The organism is Pedobacter sp. Leaf132 (assembly GCF_920984695.1).
In the GTDB taxonomy this organism is placed as follows: Bacteria; Bacteroidota; Bacteroidia; order Sphingobacteriales; family Sphingobacteriaceae; genus Pedobacter.
This window is the reverse complement of record NZ_CAKLBO010000002.1, coordinates 379,079-404,752: the sequence shown is the minus strand read 5'-3', so window position 1 is coordinate 404,752 and position 25,674 is coordinate 379,079. Positions and strand designations below refer to the sequence as shown.

24 protein-coding genes are annotated in these 25,674 nt (G+C 34.1%); 13 read left to right on the top strand and 11 right to left on the bottom strand.

Annotation, left to right across the window (positions count from 1 at the left end):
• Nucleotides 1-8: 8 nt before the first annotated feature.
• Nucleotides 9-854, top strand: a complete 846-nt coding sequence (gene prmC / locus LUA86_RS05555) for a peptide chain release factor N(5)-glutamine methyltransferase (protein ID WP_231459621.1) — start codon at nucleotides 9-11, stop codon at nucleotides 852-854.
• On the opposite strand, the gene xerD is transcribed toward prmC, so the two are convergent.
• Nucleotides 851-1,750, bottom strand: coding sequence for a site-specific tyrosine recombinase XerD (xerD, locus tag LUA86_RS05550; protein WP_231459620.1), 900 nt, complete (start codon nucleotides 1,748-1,750; stop codon nucleotides 851-853). The genes prmC and xerD overlap by 4 nt on opposite strands.
• Nucleotides 1,751-1,810: 60 nt before the next feature.
• Between xerD and aroQ the strand changes: the two genes are divergently transcribed.
• Together aroQ and LUA86_RS05540 are read left to right on the top strand one after the other, a co-directional pair.
• On the top strand, nucleotides 1,811-2,239 hold the full coding sequence (gene aroQ / locus LUA86_RS05545; RefSeq protein WP_231459619.1) for a type II 3-dehydroquinate dehydratase: 429 nt from the start codon (nucleotides 1,811-1,813) through the stop codon (nucleotides 2,237-2,239).
• Nucleotides 2,239-2,961: a TlpA disulfide reductase family protein gene (locus LUA86_RS05540; protein ID WP_231459618.1), complete on the top strand. Its 723-nt coding sequence runs from the start codon at nucleotides 2,239-2,241 to the stop codon at nucleotides 2,959-2,961. Before aroQ ends, LUA86_RS05540 begins: the two co-directional genes overlap by 1 nt.
• Here LUA86_RS05540 and LUA86_RS05535 read toward each other — a convergent pair.
• Nucleotides 2,954-3,967 carry a glycosyltransferase family 2 protein gene (locus LUA86_RS05535; protein WP_231459617.1) on the bottom strand — a complete coding sequence of 338 codons (1,014 nt, stop codon included), beginning with the start codon at nucleotides 3,965-3,967 and terminating at the stop codon, nucleotides 2,954-2,956. The two genes, LUA86_RS05540 and LUA86_RS05535, sit on opposite strands and share 8 nt — an antisense overlap.
• A complete protein-coding gene (locus LUA86_RS05530) occupies nucleotides 3,968-4,846 on the bottom strand; it encodes a lysophospholipid acyltransferase family protein (protein WP_231459616.1) in 879 nt (292 codons plus the stop codon). It lies immediately after the preceding gene.
• Nucleotides 4,847-4,885: 39 nt separating this feature from the next.
• On the opposite strand from LUA86_RS05530, the gene LUA86_RS05525 reads away from it, so the two are divergent.
• The 3 genes from LUA86_RS05525 (at nucleotide 4,886) to mgtE (ending at nucleotide 8,053) form a co-directional block, all read left to right on the top strand.
• Nucleotides 4,886-5,497, top strand: a complete 612-nt coding sequence (locus LUA86_RS05525; RefSeq protein ID WP_231459615.1) for a WbqC family protein — start codon at nucleotides 4,886-4,888, stop codon at nucleotides 5,495-5,497.
• A 2-nt stretch (nucleotides 5,498-5,499) separates the two neighbouring features.
• Nucleotides 5,500-6,627 carry a magnesium/cobalt transporter CorA gene (gene corA, locus LUA86_RS05520; RefSeq protein ID WP_231459614.1) on the top strand — a complete coding sequence of 376 codons (1,128 nt, stop codon included), beginning with the start codon at nucleotides 5,500-5,502 and terminating at the stop codon, nucleotides 6,625-6,627.
• Between the two features lie 73 nt (nucleotides 6,628-6,700).
• Nucleotides 6,701-8,053, top strand: a complete 1,353-nt coding sequence (mgtE, locus tag LUA86_RS05515) for a magnesium transporter (RefSeq protein WP_231459613.1) — start codon at nucleotides 6,701-6,703, stop codon at nucleotides 8,051-8,053.
• A 59-nt stretch (nucleotides 8,054-8,112) separates the two neighbouring features.
• On the opposite strand, the gene LUA86_RS05510 is transcribed toward mgtE, so the two are convergent.
• Nucleotides 8,113-8,523 (bottom strand): organic hydroperoxide resistance protein, encoded by a 411-nt coding sequence (locus LUA86_RS05510; RefSeq protein ID WP_231459612.1) that lies wholly within the window; start codon nucleotides 8,521-8,523, stop codon nucleotides 8,113-8,115.
• 299 nt (nucleotides 8,524-8,822) lie between these two features.
• Between LUA86_RS05510 and LUA86_RS05505 the strand changes: the two genes are divergently transcribed.
• Genes LUA86_RS05505 through LUA86_RS05495 form a run of 3 tightly spaced genes read left to right on the top strand, consistent with a single transcriptional unit; the run spans nucleotide 8,823 to nucleotide 12,668 of the window.
• The gene (locus LUA86_RS05505) at nucleotides 8,823-11,228 is read left to right on the top strand and encodes a gliding motility-associated C-terminal domain-containing protein (RefSeq protein ID WP_231459611.1); all 2,406 of its coding nucleotides are present in this window, start codon (nucleotides 8,823-8,825) and stop codon (nucleotides 11,226-11,228) included.
• Nucleotides 11,229-11,231: 3 nt separating this feature from the next.
• On the top strand, nucleotides 11,232-12,227 hold the full coding sequence (locus tag LUA86_RS05500; protein ID WP_231459610.1) for a PorP/SprF family type IX secretion system membrane protein: 996 nt from the start codon (nucleotides 11,232-11,234) through the stop codon (nucleotides 12,225-12,227).
• 3 nt (nucleotides 12,228-12,230) lie between these two features.
• On the top strand, nucleotides 12,231-12,668 hold the full coding sequence (locus LUA86_RS05495; protein ID WP_231459609.1) for a hypothetical protein: 438 nt from the start codon (nucleotides 12,231-12,233) through the stop codon (nucleotides 12,666-12,668).
• Here the strand turns inward: LUA86_RS05495 and LUA86_RS05490 are convergent.
• Nucleotides 12,665-14,824, bottom strand: a complete 2,160-nt coding sequence (locus LUA86_RS05490; RefSeq protein WP_231459608.1) for an FUSC family membrane protein — start codon at nucleotides 14,822-14,824, stop codon at nucleotides 12,665-12,667. The genes LUA86_RS05495 and LUA86_RS05490 overlap by 4 nt on opposite strands.
• 717 nt (nucleotides 14,825-15,541) lie before the next feature.
• Between LUA86_RS05490 and LUA86_RS05485 the strand changes: the two genes are divergently transcribed.
• Nucleotides 15,542-16,891 carry a PhoH family protein gene (locus LUA86_RS05485; RefSeq protein ID WP_231459607.1) on the top strand — a complete coding sequence of 450 codons (1,350 nt, stop codon included), beginning with the start codon at nucleotides 15,542-15,544 and terminating at the stop codon, nucleotides 16,889-16,891.
• 39 nt (nucleotides 16,892-16,930) lie between these two features.
• On the opposite strand, the gene LUA86_RS05480 is transcribed toward LUA86_RS05485, so the two are convergent.
• The gene (locus tag LUA86_RS05480) at nucleotides 16,931-18,142 is read right to left on the bottom strand and encodes a TCR/Tet family MFS transporter (protein WP_231459606.1); all 1,212 of its coding nucleotides are present in this window, start codon (nucleotides 18,140-18,142) and stop codon (nucleotides 16,931-16,933) included.
• Between the two features lie 224 nt (nucleotides 18,143-18,366).
• Between LUA86_RS05480 and gyrA the strand changes: the two genes are divergently transcribed.
• The 3 genes from gyrA to LUA86_RS05465 all read left to right on the top strand — a co-directional run bounded on the left by gyrA (nucleotide 18,367) and on the right by LUA86_RS05465 (nucleotide 23,306).
• Nucleotides 18,367-20,955 (top strand): DNA gyrase subunit A, encoded by a 2,589-nt coding sequence (gyrA, locus tag LUA86_RS05475; protein ID WP_231459605.1) that lies wholly within the window; start codon nucleotides 18,367-18,369, stop codon nucleotides 20,953-20,955.
• A gap of 31 nt (nucleotides 20,956-20,986) precedes the next feature.
• The gene (locus LUA86_RS05470; RefSeq protein ID WP_231459604.1) at nucleotides 20,987-22,075 is read left to right on the top strand and encodes a tetratricopeptide repeat protein; all 1,089 of its coding nucleotides are present in this window, start codon (nucleotides 20,987-20,989) and stop codon (nucleotides 22,073-22,075) included.
• Between the two features lie 85 nt (nucleotides 22,076-22,160).
• A complete protein-coding gene (locus LUA86_RS05465; protein ID WP_231459603.1) occupies nucleotides 22,161-23,306 on the top strand; it encodes a lipopolysaccharide assembly protein LapB in 1,146 nt (381 codons plus the stop codon).
• 105 nt (nucleotides 23,307-23,411) lie between these two features.
• Here LUA86_RS05465 and LUA86_RS05460 read toward each other — a convergent pair whose 3' ends face one another.
• From LUA86_RS05460 to LUA86_RS05440, 5 genes are read right to left on the bottom strand one after another with little or no spacing between them, the layout of a single operon-like run.
• The gene (locus tag LUA86_RS05460; protein ID WP_231459602.1) at nucleotides 23,412-23,855 is read right to left on the bottom strand and encodes a hypothetical protein; all 444 of its coding nucleotides are present in this window, start codon (nucleotides 23,853-23,855) and stop codon (nucleotides 23,412-23,414) included.
• 16 nt (nucleotides 23,856-23,871) lie between these two features.
• Nucleotides 23,872-24,306, bottom strand: a complete 435-nt coding sequence (locus LUA86_RS05455) for a Fur family transcriptional regulator (protein ID WP_231459601.1) — start codon at nucleotides 24,304-24,306, stop codon at nucleotides 23,872-23,874.
• 18 nt (nucleotides 24,307-24,324) lie between these two features.
• The gene (locus tag LUA86_RS05450) at nucleotides 24,325-24,777 is read right to left on the bottom strand and encodes a hypothetical protein (protein WP_231459597.1); all 453 of its coding nucleotides are present in this window, start codon (nucleotides 24,775-24,777) and stop codon (nucleotides 24,325-24,327) included.
• On the bottom strand, nucleotides 24,774-25,214 hold the full coding sequence (locus tag LUA86_RS05445; protein ID WP_231459596.1) for a DUF3299 domain-containing protein: 441 nt from the start codon (nucleotides 25,212-25,214) through the stop codon (nucleotides 24,774-24,776). The genes LUA86_RS05450 and LUA86_RS05445 overlap by 4 nt, the downstream gene beginning before the upstream one ends.
• A 6-nt stretch (nucleotides 25,215-25,220) precedes the next feature.
• Nucleotides 25,221-25,673 carry a hypothetical protein gene (locus LUA86_RS05440; protein WP_231459594.1) on the bottom strand — a complete coding sequence of 151 codons (453 nt, stop codon included), beginning with the start codon at nucleotides 25,671-25,673 and terminating at the stop codon, nucleotides 25,221-25,223.
• Nucleotide 25,674: the final 1 nt, after the last annotated feature.

Below are 25,674 nucleotides of genomic sequence, written 5' to 3'. Positions count from 1 at the left end.
TGCGGCAGATGAATATTAAAGATTTAGAAAAAGAATATTTACAGAGTTTAAAAGATTTATACGGCGCCGAAGAAGCAAAAGCTTTATTTATTTTATCAACATCGAATATTGTAAAACTTACACAAAGTGAGATCCTTTTAAAACAAGATAAAGTTATTACTGTTAAACAAAGTGATAAACTTTTAAAAATTTTGGAGGATTTGAAAATGGGGAAACCCATACAACATATTTTAGGCGAAGCCTATTTTTATAATTTGCCGTTTCGGGTTAATGAAAATGTTTTGGTGCCCAGGCCAGAAACTGAAGAATTAGTGGACTGGATAGTTACTGAAGTAAAGCAAACTAAAAAGAGTTTGATTGATATTGGAACTGGTTCTGGTTGCATTGCGGTTAGTTTAAAAAAGAATTTGTCTCACTTAGATGTTTCTGCTCTAGATGTTTCGGAGAAAGCATTAACTGTTGCTCAAGAGAATGCCAACCTAAATCAGGCAGAGATTAATTTTATCGAAGCAGATATTTTATCCTATACAACTTCTGAAACTTATGATATTATTGTTAGCAATCCGCCTTACATAAGAGAATTGGAAAAAGCAGATATGCATCAAAATGTTTTGGAACATGAGCCACACCGTGCATTATTTGTGAGTAATGAAAATCCACTTATTTTTTACAATGCCATAGCAGATTTTGCCTTAACAAATTTAAATCCAAATGGTTACCTGTTCTTCGAAATTAATGAGTTCTTATGGGCAGAAACGCTTCAAATATTAATTGATAAACAGTTCAAAAACATAGAGTTAAGAAAAGACATGCAAGGTAAAGACCGCATGATTATGGCGAGAACAAATCCTTAAGAACGTGGATGAAAGTGAGTAATCACTTCTTTTAAATAATTTCTGTCAATATGCGTGTAAATTTCAGTTGTGGTTATACTGGAATGACCAAGCATTTCTTGTACAGCTCTTAAATCTGCACCACCTTCTATTAAATGTGTAGCAAAAGAATGGCGCAAAGTGTGCGGGCTAATCGTTTTCTTTAAACCAATTGCCGCCGCTAAACCTTTAATTAGCGTGAATATTGTAGTTCGAGATAATTTCGCCCCAAACCGATTTAAAAAAACGAAATCTTCATTGCCTTTTTTAATCGCTTGATGATTTCTAACCTGATTAAGGTAAATATCTATCAATTTTAACGCAACACCTCCAATTGGTATCAATCTTTCCTTGTTCCCTTTACCAATCACTTTAATAAATTCTATTTGTGGATAAAGATTAGAAATTTTTAAATCTGTTAACTCAGTAACACGTAAACCACAGCCGTACAAAACCTCTATAATCGCTTTATTGCGCATACCTTCTGGTTTTGAGGCATCAATCGCGTCAATAAGTTGATTAATTTCATTAATATTTAAAGTGTCGGGTAGTTTTCTGCTCAACTTTGGCGCCTCAATAAGTGCCATTGGGTCGGTTTCAATAACTTCTTCTTGTATTAAATATGAAAAAAAAGCCTTTAAGCCAGAAATTACTCTTGCCTGTGTAGTAGCTAACATACCTAATTCATTTAACCAGGTAATAAATAATTTTACATCATCAGTTTTAACCTCCGTTATTTTTGGCTGTGTATCAAGCGATTCAAAAAATTGACTGAACTTTTCTACATCGCTTAGATATGCGCTAACTGAATGGCCCGATAAGGAGCGTTCGAGTTTTAAATAACCATTAAATCCTTTAATATATGTTTGCCAAAGCATGTTTTATTTAAGATTTTTTATAACATTGCAACGTTACAATAATTAATGCGATAAAATAAAATGAAAGTACAAATTATCAATGGTCCGAATCTTAATCTTTTAGGTGTAAGAGAACCTTCAATTTATGGAAATACTAGTATTGAGGATTACATTAAAGAATTAAAATCTATTTATACCATTGTAGAAATTGATTATTTTCAAAGCAATGTTGAGGGTGAAATCATCAACAAACTACACGAAGTCGGTTTTTCTTTTGATGGCATTATTTTAAACGCTGGCGGTTACACACATACATCAGTTGCCATTGCAGATGCAATTGCAGCCATTAAAACACCGGTTGTAGAAGTACACATCTCTAATATTTATGCCAGAGAACAATTTAGACATACATCTTTAACAGGAAAAAATTGTGCTGGCGTGTTAACTGGTTTTGGAATGAATGGTTATCGCCTTGCTTTAGAAAGTTTACTAATTAAAACTGATAAATAATGATAAAAAACACGCTCTTGATCTCTCTGATTTTATTTTCCTTTTTTTGCTACGGACAAAACCAAAGCAAAGCGCCAAACCCTCTTAATGAACAAACAATTGTTAGGGGAGAAGATGGTATGGTATATCCTTACAATATTTGGCAATCATTATTAAGAACCGGAAAATATTCCATCCGTAGCCGGAATACAAAAAGCGATAAGGGCGAACCGGAGTATTTAATTTATGAGCTATCTGCCGAACAACGGAAAGCAATCATGGATAAGATGCCCAAACCACGTACAAGCGATGCATTTCAGGAGGGTGAAGCTTTTAAAGGCTTTAAGGTTACCGATATGAATGGCAATAAGTACGATTTAAGAACAAATACAGGTAATGTGATTGTGCTAAATTTTTGGTTTATTAACTGCCCGCCTTGCAAAGCCGAAATACCGGAATTAAACGAATTGGTAAAGAGTTATGCTGATAACAAAGAAGTAATTTTTCTGGCTGTAGCTTTAGATAGTAAGTACGAAATCAAAGATTTTTTAAAAACTAATCCATATCAATATAATATTATTGATGATGGAAGATTTATGGCCGATAAATATGGTGTTAAATCTTACCCAACTCATGCTGTAATTGGTAAGGATGGTATTGTAAAGTTTGGTACAGTTGGTTTGGCATTTAATACGGTTTCTTACATCAAAAAAACTATCGATGAAGCTTTAACGGCTAAGTAAGTTGAGAAAACCATTTCACTTTTTTAATGAAGAAAGCCCATACAATGCTGTTTTTGTAAACACCTGCATGTTTTAAATACGGCTTTTGGTACGCAGATCTTTTAGCTGCTGTTTTAAGTAGAGATTTTAAAAAATGCCAATGCCCTTTACTTACGGCCATTGTAAATTTTGGCTTACCAGATAGCAGAAAATGCCACCAGGCGATAAAATCAATACACATCCTGATAGAAATACGAAAAATAGCATCGCCAAATGGCAAATTCTTTTGCATTATTATTAGGTTGTTTCTAAAATTTAAATAGGTTTTAAAAGGATTTTCGGTTTGTAAAGTGCCACCGCCAACGTGGAAAACCTCACTATCCGGACAATAAACTACTTTGTAATTTAAGTTTTTCAATCTCCAGCATAAATCAATCTCTTCCATGTGGGCAAACAAATCGGCATCTAATCCACCAGCTTCTAACCAGCATTTACTTTTGATGAAAAATGAAGCACCACTTGCCCAAAAAATTTCTTTAGCATCATTGTACTGTCCATTGTCCGTTTCATATATATTAAATAATCGTCCGCGGCAAAAAGGGTAACCATAAACATCTAAGTAACCGCCAGCAGCACCTGCATATTCAAACTGACTTTTTTCTTGCTGAAATTTTATTTTGGGCTGTGCAGCAGCAATCTTTTCATCGCTTTTCATTAAATCGATAATGGGTTGTATCCAATTTGGCGTTACTTCTACATCACTATTTAGAAGAATAAAGTAATCAGCTTCAACACGTTCTAAAATTTTATTGTAACCACCTGCAAATCCATAATTAGCCTCATTTTTAAGAATTTTAACTGTTGGAAAGTTAATGGCCAAAAATTCTACCGAATCATCAGTTGAGCCATTATCACCTACAACTACCTGCAAATTATCGTAGCTTGACTTTAAAACTCCCGGGAGGAATTTTTCGAGCCAGCTTCTACCATTCCAGTTTAAAATTACAACCGCTACTGAAGGATTCATTTATATATTTTCGGGTTTAAATTTCCAGCGTTTATGGCTCCAAAGCCAATATTGAGGAGTTTCATTAATTATATTTTCTAAGAATTTGAAATGCAATTTTGTAATTTCACCATCTACAGTTTCTGCAGGATTTAAACACATAGGCAGCACTTCAACATCATAATAACCTGGTTTAACCACATTTACTTTAAAATAATAAATCGGCCGGTTGGTTGATTTGGCAATTTTTTCTACTCCTAAAAGGGCAGGAGTAGGTTGATTTAAAAAATCGAGAAAGAATTTACTTTCTTCTCTAACAGGAGATTGATCACTTGCAAAACAAAGCAAACTTGGCTCATTTTTATAGGTTGCCATACAACGCAAAGTTTGGCGCATAGCTACAAAAATGTTCCCAAATTTTGTTCTTATCTTATCAAACCATTCTTCAAAAACTTTATTGTTAATAGGTTTGTAAATTACAATAGTTTTGGCCGATAAATTTAAGCCGAGCGCCAACGTACCAAGTTCCCAATTTCCATAATGGCCTGTACAAGCCAAAATACTTTCACTTTTTTTAAAGTGCTCTTCTAATTGTTCTAAGCCTTTAAATTTTACACGCTTTAAAGTCTCTTTTTTAGAAATTGAGGTAAGTTCTATGATTTCAAAAATGAGTTGCGATAAAAATTTATAATACTTTTTTTCAATTGATTTAATTTCAATAGCTGTTTTTTCGGGAAATGAATTACGAAGATTTTCGCTAACTACATTTTTTCTATAGCCGATAACATAATACAGGATATAATAAAGTATTCTTGCAAAGATTGATAATACTTGCAGCGGCAAAAGCGAAATAAGGTACAATAAAAATACGCCTACATGCGCAAAACCCCTTTTAATCATTAATTTTGAAACGTTTGAACTACAAACATATATTTTCAAATGCAAAATACAGCTATACTTCCATTATTTTATCTTCCTCCGGTAGGCTATATTAGTCGGCTACAATCAGTTAGTGATAATTTTTTACTAGAGAAATACGAGCATTTTCCTAAACAAACATATAGAAACCGGGCAAGTATTTATTCACCTAACGGGAAATTAGATTTAACAGTTCCGGTTGTTAAGGGTTCTAAAATGCGTACGGCAATGAAAGATGTTAAAATAAGCTATGATTTTAATTGGCAACGCTTACATTGGATGAGTTTTGAAAGTTCTTACCGAAGTTCGGCTTATTTTGAATATTACGAAGATGAAATGGCCGTTTTTTATAATAAGAAGTACGATTTTCTGTTCGATTATAATCTGGAGCTTTTGGAATGGATTAGCAAAAAGTTAAAGTTGAACGTAGAATTTAATTGTACAACAGCGTACACGGATGATTTAGCCGAAGGACTTAATTATCGAGATTTTATGAATCCGAAGAAAACTGAAGAATATTTAAACAATAAACCATATTATCAGGTTTTTGAAGATAAACATCAATTTATTGCTAACCTTAGTGTTGTAGATTTACTTTTTAACCAGGGTCCGCAAGCAAAATCATATCTCTAATTATGGCTAAAAACAAACCTCGTAATCGAAGCAGACATACACATTATAAGGTTCCCGAACCAGGTACAAGTCCAGGTTCATACGCCATAGACGAGAATGCTTTGAAGCCTATAATAACGCTTCACAAATACAATACAAAATCGTACGAGAAAGAAGAGTTAAAAAACATCAACAATATTGATAAATTAACTGCTAACAAGGATTTTTTTTATTGGTTTGATATTAAAGGCTTAGCAGATCCAGGTATTTTTGAAACACTTTTTAAAGAGTTGAACATTAGCCGTTTGGTTTTAGAAGATATAACCAGCTCATATCAGCGCCCAAAATTAGATGAATACGATGCTGATGAATATGTTTTTTCGGTAAGCAGGCATCTTTATATTAATGAAGAAGGCGACTTAATTAATGAGCAAATCTCCTTTGTACTCACTACAAAATGCTTGATTACTTTTCAGGAAAATTACGAAGATTGCTTTAATCCCGTTAGGAAACGCTTAGAAATTGGCAAGGGAAATATTAGAATTGGCGGAGCAAGCTATTTAATGTATGCCATGATGGATGCAATAGTAGATAATTACTTTTCGCTTTTAAATTACTGGGGAGAGGAGCTTGATGCAATTGAAGATAGGTTATTTGATAATCCGGATAGGAGAATTATGTACGATACACAAGGCATTAAGCGTTCTTTGATTACAATTAGAAAAGTTGCCTGGCCCGAAAGAGATAAATTAAACGATATTATTAGAAGCGACAGTAACTTAATTTCTGATTTGACCAAAACCTACATGAAAGATGCTTACGACCATTGCATCCAGATTATCGATTTTATCGAATCTTTAAAGGAAATAGCCTCTGCCAATATCGATATGAACTTATCGATAACAAGTAACCGTATGAATGAGATTATGAAGGTTTTGACTATAATCTCCTCTATATTTATTCCGCTGACATTTATTGCCGGTATTTACGGCATGAATTTTAGCCGCGAAGACCCGGTTACAGGTAAAATTTTAAAAGATAACATGCCAGAACTTTACTCCGAGCATGGTTACTTCTACACCTGGTTGGTTATGTTGTTAATTGCCATAGTTCAGATAATTTATTTTTGGCGTAGGGGATGGTTTAAATAAAATCTTCTTTTTTTAAAGTTGATTTAAAGCATTAAAAATCTATTAGAATTTCTATTTTAGGGGAATTAAAGCTATGCAGTCATCATTCGAAATAGATAAAAGCGACGTTGTAAAGGTTAAGAATGCGATCTTAGCTGGCGATGAAACCCTTAAAGAGGTTTTAGAAGAGTATCATGCCTCAGAAATTGCAATTCTTTTCGAAAGGTTAGATAAATCAGAGCAACAGCATATCATAAATTTATTACCGGCCGAAATCGCTTCAGAAATTATTTCGGAGATGGATGAAGAATCTCATCCTGAAGATTTGCTTTTTCAGCTCCATCCGGATAAGCGTACAGAAATTGTAGAGGAATTAGATTATGATGATGCAACAGATATTATCTCTCAACTCGAAGACCACGAGCAAAAAGAGATTCTTGAGGATTTGCAGGATGACCACGCATCTGAAATACGAAATCTTTTAACTTACGACGAAAAAACAGCTGGTGGTTTAATGAATACAGAATTAATCTGTGTTAACATTAACCTCACTAAAAAACATGCTATTGATGAAATTATTCGCCAAAGCGAAGAAATGGAAGAATTTTATACCATTTACGTTGTTGATGATAATGATGTTTTTAAAGGTATTGTTTCGCTAAAAGAAATTATTAAGGCCAAACACGATGCAAAAATTACGGAGCTTGTTATTACTAATGCAGTTTACGTTTCTCCCGACACCGACCAGGAAGAGGTGGCGCAGTTAATTTCGCAGTATAACTTAACCAGTATTCCGGTAATTGATGAGAACCAGAAATTACTAGGAAGAGTAACTTTTGATGATGTAATTGATGTTTTAGAAGCAGAAAGTACGGAAGATATCTTAAAAATCTCCGGTGTATCAGAAGATGAAGAACTTAGCGGTAATTGGGTTGAGGCTGTAAAATCTCGTTTGCCGTGGTTAATTATTAACTTAGGTACAGCTTTTTTGGCATCATCCGTTATCAGATATTTTGACCCAACCATAAAGCTAATTCCATCATTAGCTGCATACATGACAATAATTGCCGGAATGGGTGGTAATGCTGCTACACAAGCCTTAGCCGTTACCGTTCGTCGTATTTCTTTATATGATTTAACGGATAATCAAGCCTATAGAACTGTTTTAAAAGAATTTACTGTAGGCTTAATTAATGGCGCCGCAAACGGCTTAATCGTGTTTATCTTTGCTTATTTCTTTGATGGAAACCCAATGCTTGGGGTTGTTATTTTTCTGGCGATGACGGGCAATTTGGTTATTGCAGGCATTACCGGTGCAAGTATTCCTTTGGTTTTAAAAAGAGTAGGTATTGACCCTGCTATAGCATCATCTATAATTATTACAACATTTACAGATGTTTTCGGCTTTATGCTGATTTTAGGTCTGGCCAGTAAACTCTTATTATAAATTAGTATTTACATAAAACAAAAATGGCAGATTATTTATCTGCCATTTTTGTTCCGTATTTATATCGCCGTAACTCTCACTTCGATATTTCCTTTTGTTGCTTTAGAGTAAGGACAGGTTTTGTGAGCCTTATCTGCAATTTTTTGAGCTTCTTCGGTGGTAATGCCAGGTATATGAACATCCAATTCTGCTGATAAACCATACACGTTTCCATCCTTATTAAAAGAAACCTGAACGTTAACAGTTGCTTCGCTAGTATCAACACCTTCACGTTCGGCAATAGAACCTAATGCGCCTAAATAGCATGATCCCCATGCTGCTGCAAATAATTGCTCAGGATTTGACGCACCACCTTGACCGCCCATTTCTTTTGGTTTTCTTAATTCCAAATCCAAAATTCCATCATTCGACTTTACATGTCCGTCTCTTCCGCCGGTGGCTGTTACTTCAGCCGTATATAATTTTTCCATAATACAGTTTTAATAAAGGATAACAAACAATGAAATGCATTGTTTTATTTAAAATATATCCCTAAAACGGTTAAATTTCGTGTAAAAATCTCCTTTTTCGTTTGTAATTCGAGATTGCAATTTTTCTACTCAATTCAATAAAAACCAGCTCGTTGCTTATCAAGTTTAAAACAATATATATTCCTAAAAGGAGTAATTCATGTAAATTACTTGTTCTAAGCATACTAAGATTGATATTCATAATTCATTAAGATCTAATTTTGGGTAACCAAATTGATAAATCTATAAATCTCCCTATAGTGAACTTCAAAATTTTGTTGATGCTAATTGTGGCTTGGATTGCCGCAACATCAAATTTGAGAGGGCAACAATGCCCGGAAAATATTGATTTTGAAAATGGCAATTTCAAGAATTGGAAAATATACACTGGCTTAGTTACCGAAATATCTCTTGATTTAGCACCAGTCTCTGCCGAAATTTTTGGCCGCCACACCATCATTAGTGATAAAAATGCAATCGACTTGTATGGCCAATTTTCTATAATTCCAAAAAATAGTGGTGGAAACGTTGTAAAATTAGGTAATGATGGCACAGGTGGACAAGCAGATGCAATATCATATTTAATAAATGTACCAACAAATAAACCTGAGTATTCAATAACTTACCAATATGCGGTTGTATTAGAAGACCCTATGCATGTTACACCAGAGCAGCCTAGGTTCATTGTTAGGGTAAGGGATGTTTTAACAAATGAATATCTTCCTTGCGCCTCATTTCAATACATTGCAACATCAGATTTACCTGGTTTTAAAAAATCGCCAACAGATCCAATCGTGATATATAAGGATTGGTCGGCAGTTACTTTAAATTTATCAGGCTATCAAGGCAAACAGTTAGAATTAGAATTCATTACGACAGACTGTACTCTGGGTGGTCATTTTGGATATGCATACGTAGATGTTAGCGGTATATGTGGCGACATGATTTTAGGGGCTACTTATTGCAAAAGTTCTGAACAGATAGCAGTTTTAGGGCCTAGCGGTTATAAAAGTTACACCTGGTATAATGAAGATAGAACTATAAACTATGGTAGCGGCCAATCGCTAACGATAAAACCTACTCCAGCTGAGGGAAGTAAACTCCTTTTAGATTTAGTACCTTATACAGGTTTTGGATGCTCAAATACTGTTGTAACGGTAATAAAAAGTGTAGATTATAAACTCGAATTGCCACCAAAATTTACTGTTTGTGAAGGCACTGTTATCGATCCTTCAGCAGAAGAATTCATATTAAACCGGCATCCTGATTTTACCTATTATGTTTATGAAGATAAAGATCTAACAATTCCTGTAAATGGCCCATTCTCCGTAACTCAAAATAAAACATATTATGTGCAGGCTACCAACAATAGAGGTTGTGTAAGTGTAGCATCAATCGATATTTCGCTCTATCCTTTAGCGAATGTAAAAATTAATCATCCGCCAAAAGTTTGTTATACTGAAACTGTTGATATAACAAAAAACGAATTATATAGTGGTGATTATACAAATACTAACAGAAGTTACTATACTAATGCCGAAGCAACAAACGTACTGCAAAACCCAACTGCAGTAAATTTGAGTGGTAAATATTACGTTAAATTCCTTTCAGATTTAGGTTGTGTTAAAATACTTCCAATTGATGTAACGATAAGTGAGCGGCCGGTATTAAAAATTATAAATCCGGCTTTAGTTTGCTATCCATCTACTGTTGATATAACAGATGTTAAGCTCTATGCAGGAAGTGATTCTGATTTAAAGCTAAGTTACTACCTGGATGAATCATTATCGCAAGAAATTATCAATCCAAAAGCTATTTCAACAGCAGGTACATATTACATTAAAGCCATTAACAACTTTGGCTGCATAGAAAAGGGTAGGATTAGGGTCGATTTTAATGAACAACCTATGCTATCCGTAAAAAATCCCGATACTGTTTGTTATCCATCAACTGTTGATATAACTAATGCTCAATTATATCAGGGTACAACTCATGCCGTTAAGTTTGAATATTTTAAGGATAGTAATTTGTCGAACAAACTAAATCAGCCATGGCAAGTAACACAAAGTGGAACCTATTATGTAAAAATCACAAATGAAAACGGTTGTTCAGTTTCTGATAAGATAATTGTTTCAATCAATAATATGCCAACTATTGTTTTAAATAAACCTAAACCAATTTTTGACAATGCTTACATCGATTTAACTAATCCAGAAATTACCAAAGGCAGTAAAGATTTTGTGAAAATAAAATATTACGAAAATGAATCTTTAACCACACCAGTCCTTCAGCCAGGAAAAGTTAACAAAGCCGGAACCTATTATATTATGTTGGAAAATGAAAACAGCTGTAGTGTTTCTGCAGCGCTAACGTTAAATATTTTATCCTCTCCAAAAATTTTGGTGCCAACAGCATTTACGCCGCAAAAAAGCACAAATAACAGGTTGTACCCTTTTTTTACAAGCATTCAAAAACTGGGCTCGTTTAAAGTTTACAATAAGTGGGGTTTATTAGTTTATCAAACTAATGATATGTCTACAGATGGTTGGGACGGTCAGGTTAAATCTCGTATGCAGCCTTTAGAAACTTATTCCTGGTTTGCGGATGGAGTAGATGTGTTAGGCAACAAATTTCAAACTAAAGGGAAAACAGTATTAATATTATAGGTAATGTGCAAAATTATAATCACCCTATTTTTGTGCTTTATTACAGTTTATAGTTCGGCGCAAGATCCAAGGTTTTCGCAATATTTTGCGGCGCCTTTGGCACTAAATCCGGCATTTACGGGTTATTTTGATGGAATTTATAGAGTTGCCTTGAATACAGGAAGGCAATGGGGAAACCTTGGCGACCCTTATAACACCCACAGCATTTCGGGCGATTTAAAATTAATTGCTGATGAGAATTTCGCCGATAGTTATTTTAGTGTTGGTTTAAGTGGCTTGTTTGATGAATCTTTTAACAAAGCACTAAAATCTCAATACTTAAGTGCAAGCTTTTCTTATTATCAATATTTAGATGTTAACCATCGGTTTAAGTTTGGTTTGGCGCCACAAGTTTCTCATGTTTCAAGATATCTGGATCAAACCAAACTAACCTTCGCAACGCAATTTACAGGATACGATTTTGATACTTCAATGCCAAATTACCTCGATTTGGAGAATGATAGAATATCTTATTTCGATGTAAGCATAGGCGTAAATTTTTCTGCTCAATTTGAAAGTTTTAGTGTGGTTGGAGGTTATGCACATTACCATTTAACCGAACCAAACGAATCTTTCTTAGGGGCAAATAAAACCCCACTAAAAGCCCGGCGAAACATCAATTTTGGTTTATTGTATCCAATTAATAACTATGTAGATTTAAACTTAAGTGCGATTTATAACTTTCAAGGTACTGTAAATGATAGGATTGTTGGTGCTGTTGTTGGCATACAACCCAATGAAGATTCGAAAATTAAAATTAATGCCGGACTTTGGCATAACATAAACGAATCTTCGTTCTATCCGTATTTAGGACTGGTTTATGGAAATCTTAGTGCTGGCTTAAATTACACCTTACACGCTAACAAAATCATAAATACTTTGCCCCGTACTTATGAGATATCTCTTATTTACCGTCATAATAATTTTAAAGGATTTAAAGTACCGTGCCCAAGATTTTAAGAAATGAAATCAACCATCTTATTACTATTTTTAGTGGTAGCCACTAAAATTTCATTTGCTCAAAACGCAAAAAAGAACATCGATTATCAATACCATCGCGATGGTAAAATTTATTATGCCTATGAAATTTATAAAAATCCGGCTTCTGCCGAAACCATATTTTACCTTAATTTTTCGGCGAGCAAAACTTTTAATAAGATTGAAAAAATTTATTTAAAAGAAGGAAAAGTAACGGAGAAACTGAAATTTAAAATGAATGATATAACAATTAAAAACGATAATAAAGAACTTAAATTTTATGCTATAATATTAAACTCATCCGATATAAATAAAGAGAACATTAGCTGTAATCCAAAAATAATATTTAAGCTTGATGATGAGTCGGTTTACGAATTGCCATTTCAAAAATGTGTGATAGTGGAGCAGTTAGCTAAGCCTTAAATTTTAATTTTTACAGATAATTTGTAAACATCATAGGCAACTTTTTGAACTGAATCGAATTGTTCGGGAATTAAATCTTCGCCGGTTACAACTTTTAAAGAGGAATCACTCAATCTAACTAAAGGAACATTATCAATAGTAGATTGTCTTTTCTCCAGATTTTCGATCGAGGTATCTAACAAATAAATGGTGTTATTCGCAATTGGTTTAAGTGAATCGAAATTTTGTGTCTGAAAATCGTGCTCCTTATTATATAGTGATAGTGTTGCCGTATAAGATGAAATTAAATGATTTAAAGCGGTAAACTGATGTACTTCTTTTATAAATAATTGCTTGCTTTTAGGCTCAGAAAACATCCTTTGAAATAACGATGCGAGGTTCGCCGTACTAACATACAATTCCTTTCTGGCAAGTTTATATTCTGTTCGGTTATAGGTTTTTTCAAAATATAGCTTTACAACTTGCTCAAAATAAGCCTTATTGGCTTTTAGCATGTCAAGCATCGCTTCTTTTAACTTTTCGTGTTCCCAAGTTGGGAAAAGAGAATAACTGGCTAAAAGTGCAATCCCCGAGCCAATAAATGTATCGTAAATTCTTTCTCTAGCTAACGCGATAGAACCCATGCCCAAAAAATCGAAAAGTATCAGTATGTACGGCGTCATAAACAAAACGCTGACTACATAATTTTTCCGCTGAAAACTATAACAGCCAATCATACAAATTAAAAGGATGGCAAATAACGTGTTTTTATCGTGAATATAACTCACAACCGCCATACCAATAAAGGCACCAATGGTTGTACCAATTAATCGCTGATAATTCCTTTGTTTAGTTAGGCTGAAGCCCGGTTTGGATATCACCAGAATGGTTAATAAAATCCAATAACTGTGCGAAAAATTTAATATTTGCGAAACTATAAAACCTAATAACATTACAACCGTAACCCTTAAAGAGTGCCTGAATGTTGAGGAGCTGTAAGTTAAATTTTCTGTAAAGAGATTAAAATCAAATTTTTGTCGGGTGATAAATTTTTCAGCATCAACCTCTGCCTTTCGTATTTCGTTACTGTTTCTAAGTTTAAAATAGCTGTTAATGGTTTTTACACGACCTAAAATATTTTCGATATTAACTTCGATGTTTTTTAACGCAATGATGCCTGAGGTGCTAAATTTTTGTTCAGTATTGTTGCGTTCTAAATCATTAATCTTAATTTTTAAGCGCTCAATCTCTATCAGCAACCGTTTAGAAATTTTTGGCTTCCCACCACTTTTCAAAGCAAAGGCAATATCATCTAAAGCATAAGAAATCCTTTTAATTGCCATTTCATAGTCTGATAAAATTCCGGCAGAATCAAATTGCTCATGTAGTTGCTTGTAATTATAATAGGTAGACATTACCTGCTCGAACAAATCGACCATATCTACAAAAACCAACATTAAAAAACGACCTTCAGGTGTAGAATCTCTTATAATTTCCCTCGTTCTAAAAAGCATTTCCCTTACCGCATCTTGCTTTTCGTGTACAGAAACCTGCAACTGCAATAAATCAGCATAAGTTTTGTCATAATTGTTGTTTCGGTGATAGAACTTTGCTTTCTCCCTTAAAAATTCGGCAACCTCAAAAATTGAATCACTTAGCGATTGCTGTACCAGCCTAAAAGGACGTAACCTATAAACAAAATAACTTAAGGCGGTGTACCAAATACTTCCGGCTAAAATCATCAATCCGTGAGTTAAAACATCTTGCCAAGGCCTAATGTCATCAATACTTAAAACCATGATGAGTAGGGTAGCTGTACCAATTGATGCTGCTCTTACACCATAAATGTAGAACATACTAAAAATGAAACTGGAAATGGTTAAAAGAAAGCCTATGAAGAAATGGTTTCTATTCGTTAATCCTGTTAAAATGGAGAATACAAAAATTAAAAGAGTAGTGATGAGCATGGCATTTCTTCGATGCACCATTGGTCCAGGGCTATCTACAACGCTTACACACAATGCACCTAAAGAAAGGGTCATTCCGTATTTTAGCATTCCAAATTGAGCCAGAATTAATGAAGGCAGTAAAACACCGATAGTTATGCGCAACCCATCTGCAAAATATGTGCTTAATAAAAAATCTTGAACACTTCTAACGGGTTGTCTTATCTCCATGTGTACAAAAATAACATATTAGGTCTGCTTTTGTTGATGGATTTTTTAGAAGATTTTTATTTTTAAGCAGATTTTAAAGGTAATTCTAAAACAAATTTCTAAAATTTTGTTAATAAGCTGATAATCAGTTAATGTTAATAAAATTGAATAAATCTATTTTTTGGACTGATGTTTATAGTTTGGCAAAAAAAATAATGTTAAGAAGTCTCATTTTCAGGTTAATAACTTTGTTTATAAAATATTTATCTAAACTATTGACAAGCGTACATTTATGTGCTAAATTAGTTTATATCAAATACGGAGTAATTGAAAGTTTGAAAAAGAGAAATCCAACAGAAAGATTAACCTAAAGGACAGTTTTTCCGGATGAATCTAAAAAAGGATATGATGATTTCTAATGGGTTAAACCAGTAGAAAATGAATAGAAATCGAAAGATGGACATTTCAAATCAGAATACTTAACAAGCATTATTGAAGATAGTATTGTTCTATGGAATACGGCTATCGGAAATAATTTCTAAACGAGTTACAAAAGTTTGCAAAAGCCAAGTAAAAACGAAGAAATTCAATTACAATTATTAGATACCTGACAAACAATTACGGTTGTTATTAGGGTTAAACGGGGAACAGAATCGAAAGAAGACGGTCCCCGTTTTTTTTTGTGCTTTTTAATAACACATCTTTCAACCGTTGCGCCTAAAATATTAAATTTACAGAATGGCTAAGAAAAGTAAATCAGATACAAGTTCAAAAAAGATTTTCGTTTTAGATACTTCTGTTATTCTGTACGATCATGATGCAATAAACAATTTTAAAGAACATGATGTAGCCATACCAATTCAGGTTTTAGAAGAACTAGATAATTTTAAAAGCGGCAATGAAACCAGAAATTTTGAAGCCAGAAGTTTTATTAGGCTTATTGATTTAGCTGCCGAGCAAAAATTGATTAGCAACTGGGTTCCGTTACAAAAAGCCAATTCGGGCATGTTTAAGGTTGTTATGAGTGAAAAACCGAAGCATGTAAATGCCGAAGATGTTTTTGGAAAAGGTAAAAATGACAACAAAATTTTAAATGCGGCACTTATCCTCAAAGAAGAATATCCGGCTAAAAAAGTTGTTTTGGTTTCAAAAGATATTTGCTTACGCCTAAAGGCCAAAGCCCTTGATATTAATGCAGAAGATTACGAAACCGGAAAAATTAAAAATGCAGATCAACTTTATGCCGGAAAAACGGAACTGAATAACATTCAGGAGCATATTATTGATACATTAAAAAAAAAGGAAAATGTAGAACTTGCCGATTTGGAGCTTCCTGTAGAAACTGGAAATCACTTTTATATCCTTAAAAACAAAAGAAAATCGGTACATATTTTTTATAATCATCACCTAAAAAAAATAAGTCCTGTTGTTTCAGAAGCTATTTTTAAAATTAAGCCCAAAAACCCAGAACAAGCTTTTGCTATTCACGCTTTATTAAATCCGGATATTAAAATTGTAAGTATTCAGGGTAATGCAGGTACAGGCAAAACCCTGCTGGCGCTCGCTAGTGCATTAGAGCAACGTAGAGATTTCAGGCAAATTTACGTAACCCGACCAATTGTTTCACTCAGCAATAAAGATATTGGTTTTCTTCCTGGTGATGCAAAATCTAAAACAGATCCTTTTATGGCGCCAATTTGGGATAATCTTCGTTTTATAAAGGAGCAGTTTAATGGCGATGAAAAAATGATTGCTAAAATTGATGAGCTGATTACAACGGAGAAAATTGCGATTGCTCCACTTGCATTTATAAGAGGAAGAACGCTTACTAAAATATTTTTTATTGTGGATGAAGCCCAAAATTTAACGCCTCACGAAATAAAAACCATCATATCCAGAGCAGGTGAACATACTAAAATTGTTTTCACAGGCGATATTTATCAAATCGACACACCTTATCTCGATTCGGAAAGCAATGGATTAAGTTATTTAATAGAGAATGCAAAGAATCATCCGCTTTATGCGCACATAACTTTGCAAAAAGGGGAGCGGAGCGAGCTGGCTAATTTAGCAAACGAGCTTCTTTAAAGTGATATTTTTAGTGATATAAAGCTTCCTACTAATTAGTTAATGATATTTTTTCAAACTCCTTAAACAAATAAATAAGCCTATCAATGTTAAAAAAGCGCTTAATATGAATGGTGCACCTGGAAAATAGATTGATGTACTATCATCAATAAAATAAGCAAATATATGTGTCATCGCCCAGGGTGCAAATATTGCAGCTAAGCTTTGTAAGCCTGTTAATACACCTTGCATTTCACCTTGTGCATTTGATGGCACTTGGTTTGAAATTAATCCTTGCATGGCTGGTCCGCCAATTCCTGCCAAACCATACGGCAACATAAAGGCGAACATCATCCATCCTTTGGTTGCAAAAGCAAAGGCCGTAAAACCGATTACATATAGAATCAATCCAAAATAAACAGCCCGTTTTTCGCCAATTTTCGGAAGTATGATTCTTATTAAACCGCCTTGTACAATTCCGATTACCAATCCAACAAAACCCAAAGAGTAACCCACCCAGGCTGCATCCCAATTAAATTTTTCCATGGTGTAGAATGTCCAGTTTGATTGTACGGAATGGCTGGAAAAGTACAGTAAAAATAATGTTGCCATTAAACCCATCAATGCGGGGTATTTACCAATGCTTAATAATGAGCCAACCGGGTTAGCTCTTTTCCATTCAAATGCCCTGCGTTTTTCAACCGATAAAGATTCTGGCAAAATAAAATATCCATAAAGCCAGTTAATTAATGAAAGTCCGGCAGCTATCATAAAAGGAACTCGTGTACCAAAATGGCTAAAAGCACCACCTAATACCGGACCAAGAATGAAGCCAACACCAAATGCAGCACCAACCAAACCAAAGTTTTGAGCTCTTTTTTCAGGAGCAGATATATCTGCAATGTAAGCCTGGGCAGTTGTGAAGCTGGCCCCTGTAATGCCTGCAATTATTCTACCTATAAATAACCAAATTATTGATGGCGCAAAAGCCAGGAATATATAATCAACCCCTAATCCAAATAAAGAACAAAGTAAAACCGGCCGACGACCATATCTATCGCTTAAAGCACCAATTATTGGTGAAAAAATAAATTGAACAGAGGCATAAGCTAATGTTAGCCAGCCACCATATTCGGCTGCTAATCCAAAGCCACCACCCGTAAAATCCTGAATAAGTTTTGGTAAAACTGGTATAATAATTCCAAATCCGGTAAAGTCTATTAGCAGGGTTATCATTATAAAACCCATTGCCGATTTTTTTGTGCTCGCCATCAAAGCAAAAATATATATAATGATTAAATAACAGAAGATTATTCCATTTATAACTAAACACATAAATTGCGCTGAATAAACTGAAAGTTGCCTAGGGGCTTTAGAACATACCCAAAGGGTCAAAACTTTTCCACAATGCCTTATTTCGGCATAATTTTTTTAAATTCGCAAGGTTATAATAATACCTTTTTGAAATATCGTTTTAACAGCGAGAATAATAATTTATGGCAGAAGATTTAGAAAATCAACAAAACGACAAAATCATCCAAATTAATATAGAGGAGCAGATGAAATCGGCCTACATTGACTACTCAATGTCGGTAATTGTATCAAGGGCTTTGCCTGATGTACGCGATGGATTAAAACCGGTTCACCGTCGTGTTTTATATGGCATGCTTGATCTTGGTGTAACAAGTAATAAACCTCACAAAAAATCGGCCCGTATTGTAGGGGAGGTTTTAGGTAAATATCACCCACATGGCGATGCTTCCGTTTATTTTACAATGGTGCGTATGGCTCAGGATTGGAGCTTACGTTACCCAATGGTAGATGGACAAGGAAACTTTGGCCACATTGACGGCGACTCGCCGGCTGCAATGCGTTATACTGAGGCTCGTTTCTCTAAAATTGCAGAAGAAATGCTTGCCGATATCAATAAAGATACGGTAGATTTTCAGTTAAACTTTGATGATACATTACAGGAACCAACGGTTTTACCTGCTAAAATTCCTAACCTTTTAGTTAACGGTTCTAGTGGTATTGCGGTAGGTATGGCAACAAATATGGCGCCACATAACCTAACCGAATGTATTGATGGTATTGTAAATTATATTGATAATAGAGATATCACTATCGAGGAATTGATGAAGTTTGTAAAAGCTCCCGATTTTCCTACTGGTGGTATTATTTATGGATATACTGGTGTTAAAGAAGCTTTCGAAACTGGGCGGGGCCGTATTGTAATGCGTGCTAAAGCAGAAATCGAAAACCTTAAAGACCGTGAAGTAATCATTGTTACAGAAATTCCTTATCAGGTTAACAAAGCACAAATGATTGAGCGTACTGCTGAATTAGTTGGCGAGAAAAAACTTGAAGGAATTTCTAACATCAAAGATGAATCTAACAAAGATGGTATCCGTATCGTTTACGAAATTAAGCGTGATGCAAATGCCTCTATCGTTTTAAACAACTTATATAAATATACAGCTTTACAAACATCTTTCAGTGTAAATAATATTGCATTGGTAAAAGGTCGTCCGCAAATGTTAAATCTTAAAGATTTGATTGTACATTTTGTAGATCACCGTCATGATGTTGTGATTCGTAGAACGAAATACGAATTAGCAGAAGCTGAAAAACGTGCACACATTTTAGAAGGATATTTAATCGCTTTAGATCATTTAGATGAGGTAATTAAATTAATTCGTGCATCAGAAACTCCTGAAGAAGCCCGTGTTGGTTTAATGGAGAAATTTGGATTAAGCGATATTCAGGCTCGTGCAATCCTTGATATGACTTTGCGTCGTTTAACAGGACTAGAGCGTGATAAAATTAAAGAAGAGTATGCTGAATTAATGAAAACCATCGAAAATTTGAAATCTATCTTAGCAGATGAAGGTTTGCGCATGCAGATTATCAAAGATGAACTGGAAGAAATTAAGCAAAAATTCGGCGATGAACGTAAAACAACCATAGTTCATTCTGCTGAAGATATGAGCATGGAAGATTTCATAGATGATGAAGAAGTTGTAATCACTATTTCTCACGAGGGTTATGTAAAACGTACACCAGCAACAGAATTTAGAGCACAGGGTAGAGGTGGTAAAGGTTCTAAAGGCAGTACATCAAGAAATGAAGATTTTATTGAGCACATGCTGGTTGCAACCAACCATAATTATATGTTATTCTTTACCGAAGCGGGAAGATGTTTCTGGTTAAGGGTTTATGAAATTCCGGAAGGTTCTCGTACAAGCAAGGGCAGGGCCATCCAAAACATCATCAATATACCAAAAGAAGAAAAAATTAAGGCATATATTAAAGTTAAGAATCTAAAAGATCAGGAATATTTAGAGAATAACTTTATCATTATGTGTACTAAACAAGGTACAATAAAGAAAACTTCTCTTGAGGCATATTCTCGTCCGCGTGTAAATGGTATTAATGCAATTAATATTAACGAAGGTGATGTTTTATTAGAAGCTTGTTTAACAAATGGCGAAAGCGAAATTGTTATGGCTTTACGCTCTGGAAGGGCAATCCGCTTTAATGAGAAAACTGTTCGTCCGATGGGTAGAACTGCAACCGGAGTACGCGGCGTAAGATTAGCTCATGATAAAGATGAAGTTGTTGGCATGATTGCTGTAAACAATTCTGAAGTAACTGTGTTAGTAGTTTCAGAAAAAGGATACGGAAAACGTACAGATATTGAAGATTACCGTGTAACCAACCGTGGGGGTAAAGGTGTAAAAACCATTAACGTAACGGAAAAAACCGGACAATTAGTTTCGATAAAAGACGTTACAGATAGCGAAGATTTAATGATTATCAACCGTTCTGGCATTGTAATTAGAATACCAGTTTCGGCTTTAAGAGTGATGGGACGTGCAACGCAAGGCGTTCGTTTAATATCTTTAAAAGGTGATGATGAAATTGCTTCGGTAACCAAAATAGACCACGAGGATGATGAGGAAGAAGTAGACTTAGAAAATGTTGTTGTTGATGGCGAAGAATTAGAAGCCGATAACACAGCAGAAACAGAGGAAACTGAAGAGGAGGGTGGCTCGGAAGATGAAGATGAAAAAGAAGAAAATTAAACTAATTAAATAAGAATAGAATAGTTGTTTTATGAAAAGAATAGTTTTAAGTAGCATTTTAGTTGGCGTTGCTAGTTTAGCATTCGCCCAAAAAAGCGAAGTTAGTGCCGCAAAAAATGCATGGGGTGTATTCCAGATTACTGGACAAACCGCATCAACACCATTAGCTAAAAAGTTAGAATCTTTATCTGCAGGCTTAGCTCACACAGATAAAGCAATAGCTGATGAAAAATCTAAAGTAATGCCAGAAGCCTGGACCTATCGTGCTTTGTTCGCCTCATCTGCAGCTTTGCTTGATACCACCAATGCACAAAATGCTGATGCTCAGTTAAAAATTGCTACTGATGCAGTTGCACAGGCAAAAACATTAGATACGAAAGGTGCAGAAAAAGACAACATTACAATTGCTGAAACTAATATTGCAAATGCAATTAGAAATGCTGGTGTAATGGCTTACAACAAAAAAGATTATAAAACTGCTTACGATAAATTTGTTCAGGCAACTGTAATTAATCCTGCAGATACCGCCATGTATTTAAATGCTGGTGTTGCTGCAAGAAATTTAAATGATTACCCAAATACCATTAAACAATTTAAAAAGGTAATCTCTTTAAATTCGCCACAGGCTAAAGATTTGTATTCTGAATTAATTAATATGTCTTTATCTCAACAGAAGGATACAACAGCTGCGATAGCATTAATTCAAGAGGCAACAGCTAAATATCCTGAGGAAACAAATTTTATTAAATCAGAAACTCAAATTTATATTGATAGAGGTGATGTTGCAAAATCTGAGCAAATGTTAAACACTTTAGCTACAAAAGAGCCAAATAATGCAGCATATCAGGTTTTATTGGGTAATATTTATTTCTCTCAGGCATTAAAATTACAAGATGCTAGAAATAAAATTGATGCTAAAAAAGTTAAAGAGTTTAATGATGTAACTACGAAAATGAATGGTTTATTAGAAAAATCGTTACCATTTTACAAAAAGGCATTGGATATAGATGCTAAAAATGTAGGTGCTTTAGAAACTTTGAAAACAATTTATGCTTTCAAAAATGATACAAAAAACTATGAGGATGTTAAAAAACGTTTGGATGCACTTCCAAAACAATAATATTTAGCAATGTAAAAAAAGAGCTTCGAAATTTCGAGGCTCTTTTTTTTATGTCTATTTTTACGCTTTAACATTTCTATATTCTATGCTAAAATATTCAGGTTTACTATTCGGAACGCTAATTACGCTATCAATTAATACAATGGCACAAAAAAGCCAAATGCTTATCGCCAGAAATTCGGTTGGTAAACTTCAAGCTTCTTTTGCCGGTAAAGATGATGCTAAAAAGCAACTTAGTATAATTACTGAAGGGTTAAAATCTATAGAATCAGCAGAAAAAGATAGTAAGACTAAAAACTGGCCTGAAACCTTTGCTATAAAATCATACTTAACATCTTATGCAGCAATTATTGATACCGATGCTGCTGCATCTGATAAGTATTTCGACGCTGCAGTTGAAGCGGTAAAAAAAGCTAAAAGCCTGGAGAAATATGAGGATCCGGCAGGTTTAATTAAAGCATCTGAACATAATATTTTAATTAAAAAGCAGGATAGGGGCAATCTATCTTATTTTAATAATGATTTTAAAGAAGCGCTTGAAGATTTAAGAGAGGTTAGCGATAGATTTCCGGCTGATACTACATTAGCCTTAAATACAGCTATTTGCGCTCAAAACGTTCAGCTTTATGATGAATCTTTGAAATATTTTAAAAGAGCGAAGGAGGACAGTATTAAAAACCCGGCAGTTTTTCAAAAAATGTCTCAGCTTTATGTAGCTAAATATGATAACGAGGCTGCTATAAAAGTTTTAGAAGATGGTTTGAAACTAAATCCTTATAATCATTCTTTAACCAACGATTACATTAATCTTTTGTTAGATAACGAGAATTACACAAAAGCATCATCATTAATTGAAAGCAATTTAAAAGTTGAAAAAGGAAATAAATTATTGTTTTTCTTATACGGCTATCTACAGCAAGTTAGTGGCAATAATCCAACAGCAATTTTAGCTTACAATAAAGCACTCGAAACCGACCAAAACTATTTTGATGCACTTTATCAGTTAGGCTTAGCATACATTAATACTGCAAATGAAGCTTTGAAGAAAGCAGATGCTGATAAGAAAAACCAATATGGATCGCTAATTAATAAAGCGCAGTTTGCTTTACTTAGAGCAAATGAAATCAATCCAAACGACAAGAAAGCTGTACAGCTGCTTATGGAAATTTACACCAGAAAAAATGCACAAGATAAAGTGCAGGATTTACAACGTAGATTACAGGAACTTTAAAATATCATTGTTGATGTCCTTAAATAAGGGAAGAGGTTGGGTAAATATCAACTTAACATAATATTAATTATAAGACAAATTATTAATTCGTATCATATCAGATAATTACTTGGATGTTTGCTTTGCTGCAGAAATTACTAATGGTGGATTATCAGCTGCGTTACCTTTGTTCAGTTTTAAAATGCCTTTAACAGATACTGGTAAGTAAGTAAATTTTATAGGCTCGGCCATTTCAACTAAAACCATAATTGGAATACCATTTTTACCACAAAAGAAACATTGATTTATTGGCAATGTTGAAAGCATAAACTTAGTTTGTTTCATACCATCTTTTATCGGCACAATATATCCTTCCAATTCAAAGGCTTTATTCTCATGCTTTTTAATTTCAGCATTGTAAACTGCATACATTTCTGTAGGCTTTACATTTTTAAAAGTTACATCTCCAATAATGTCCCAGTTTGGCGAATCAATCTGGTCACTAAAATCGTGTTGTGCACTCGCTTTAAATCCAATAAAAATTAAAGCAATTAAAATTATTTTTTTCATAGTATGATTTTGTGAACTAATTGGTTTTTTCTGAACAAACTTTGCAAATCCCGGTGGCGATTAAATTTAATTGCGCTACACTAAATCCTTTTGGCACACTAAATGCCGGAATTTTAACGCTGTCTAAACAATATACTTTCTGACAATTATTGCAATTGAAATGCACATGTTCATCGTGATGTTGGTGTGCAGAGCAACCATCAGAACAAATTGCATAATTTGCCGTTCCATGATTATCAAGAACTTTATGAATTATTCCTTTCTCTTCAAAAGCTTTTAAAACCCTGTATAAAGTAACACGGTCTACAATTTTCCCCATCACTTGTTCTAAATATGGTTGAGAAACTGCAGAATCTCTTTTACTTAAAATATCCAGAACTTGCAACCTTGGGCCAGTGCGTTTAAGTCCGTTTTTTATAAGTAAATTTTCAAATCTTTCTGTGTTTTTCATCAACACAAAAATAAACATTTATATTATGATTTTGGCATTTTTGAGGGATATAGGCGCTGCAAAACTAGCATCCCTCCTTTCGAGTTTCAAAATTCCAGCGATTTTAATTGGCTTAGCAGAGAAGGCGATTGCCTTGTCCATCTCCACCATAATCATTGCTGGAATACCGTTTTTTCCGCAGAAATAACATTGATTTATTGGCAATGTTGCCAAAAAGAATTTCTGCTGATTTACACCAGCTTTTATCGGAATTAGATATCCGGTTAGGTCAAATACTTTGTTCTCAAAACGTTTTATCGATTCGCTAAATATTGGGAAAAGTTCATTCTTATCTGTAAGTTCAAATTTTACTGAGCCAATAATATCCCAATTTAACGAATGTAATTCATCACTTAATTGATGTTTTTTATTAGATTGAGCTACAGATTTTAAACTACAGCAAGCGAGAAAAATCAAGAGAAAGACTTTCATAATTGCTCAGCATCTACAAGAAAAAATTCAGATCGTTTATCACCAGAATCGTTTATTATAATTTTGCCTTTAAGTTTTATCGGTTTGCTGCTATAATTTAGCGGATTTTTCATTTTAACTTCTACCATAGCTGGTATATCTCCTGAGCCACAAAACGGACATGATTCTACAGGAACTACTGACAGCATAAATTCAGAAAACTTGTTTCCAACTTTTATAGGAATGATGTAACCTGGTAATTCAATTATTTTATTATTTAAAGCTTTTAGTTCTGCCGGATAAAATACTTTCCATTCTAAGGGCTTAACTTGTTTCTCGTATCTCAAACCAATTAAATTCCAGTATTTGGTTCCCATATCTGTATGCACCTGTACTTGCGCATGTATTGCTTTGCTGGTAAAAGCTAAAAACAAAATCACTAATATTAGCCTTTTCATAAGTTATTATTGTAAGATTAATACCGCATCCACAAGAAAAAATTCACTTTGATCATTACCAGAATCATTAATTATAAATTTGCCTTTTAACTTTATCGGTTTATCCGTTATAGCAATTGATTTACTGGTTTTTACCTGCAACATTGCCGGAATATCACCGGTGCCACAATACGGGCATGATTCTACAGGTACAATCGAAAACATAAATTCCGTGAATTTAGCGCCGACTTTCGTCGGAATCATATAACCAGGCAATTCGATTACTTTATTGTGTAACGATTTTAAGGGTGCGGGATAAACACTTCCCCATTTACCAGGCGAAAGTTCTTTATCATATCTTAAACCAATAATATTCCAGGTTTTGGTGCGCAAATCTTTATGAACCTTAACCTGAGCTTTAAGTTCGAGTAAACCTAAAAATAAGACATTTAAAAAAAATAAAACCACTACCCTTTTCATT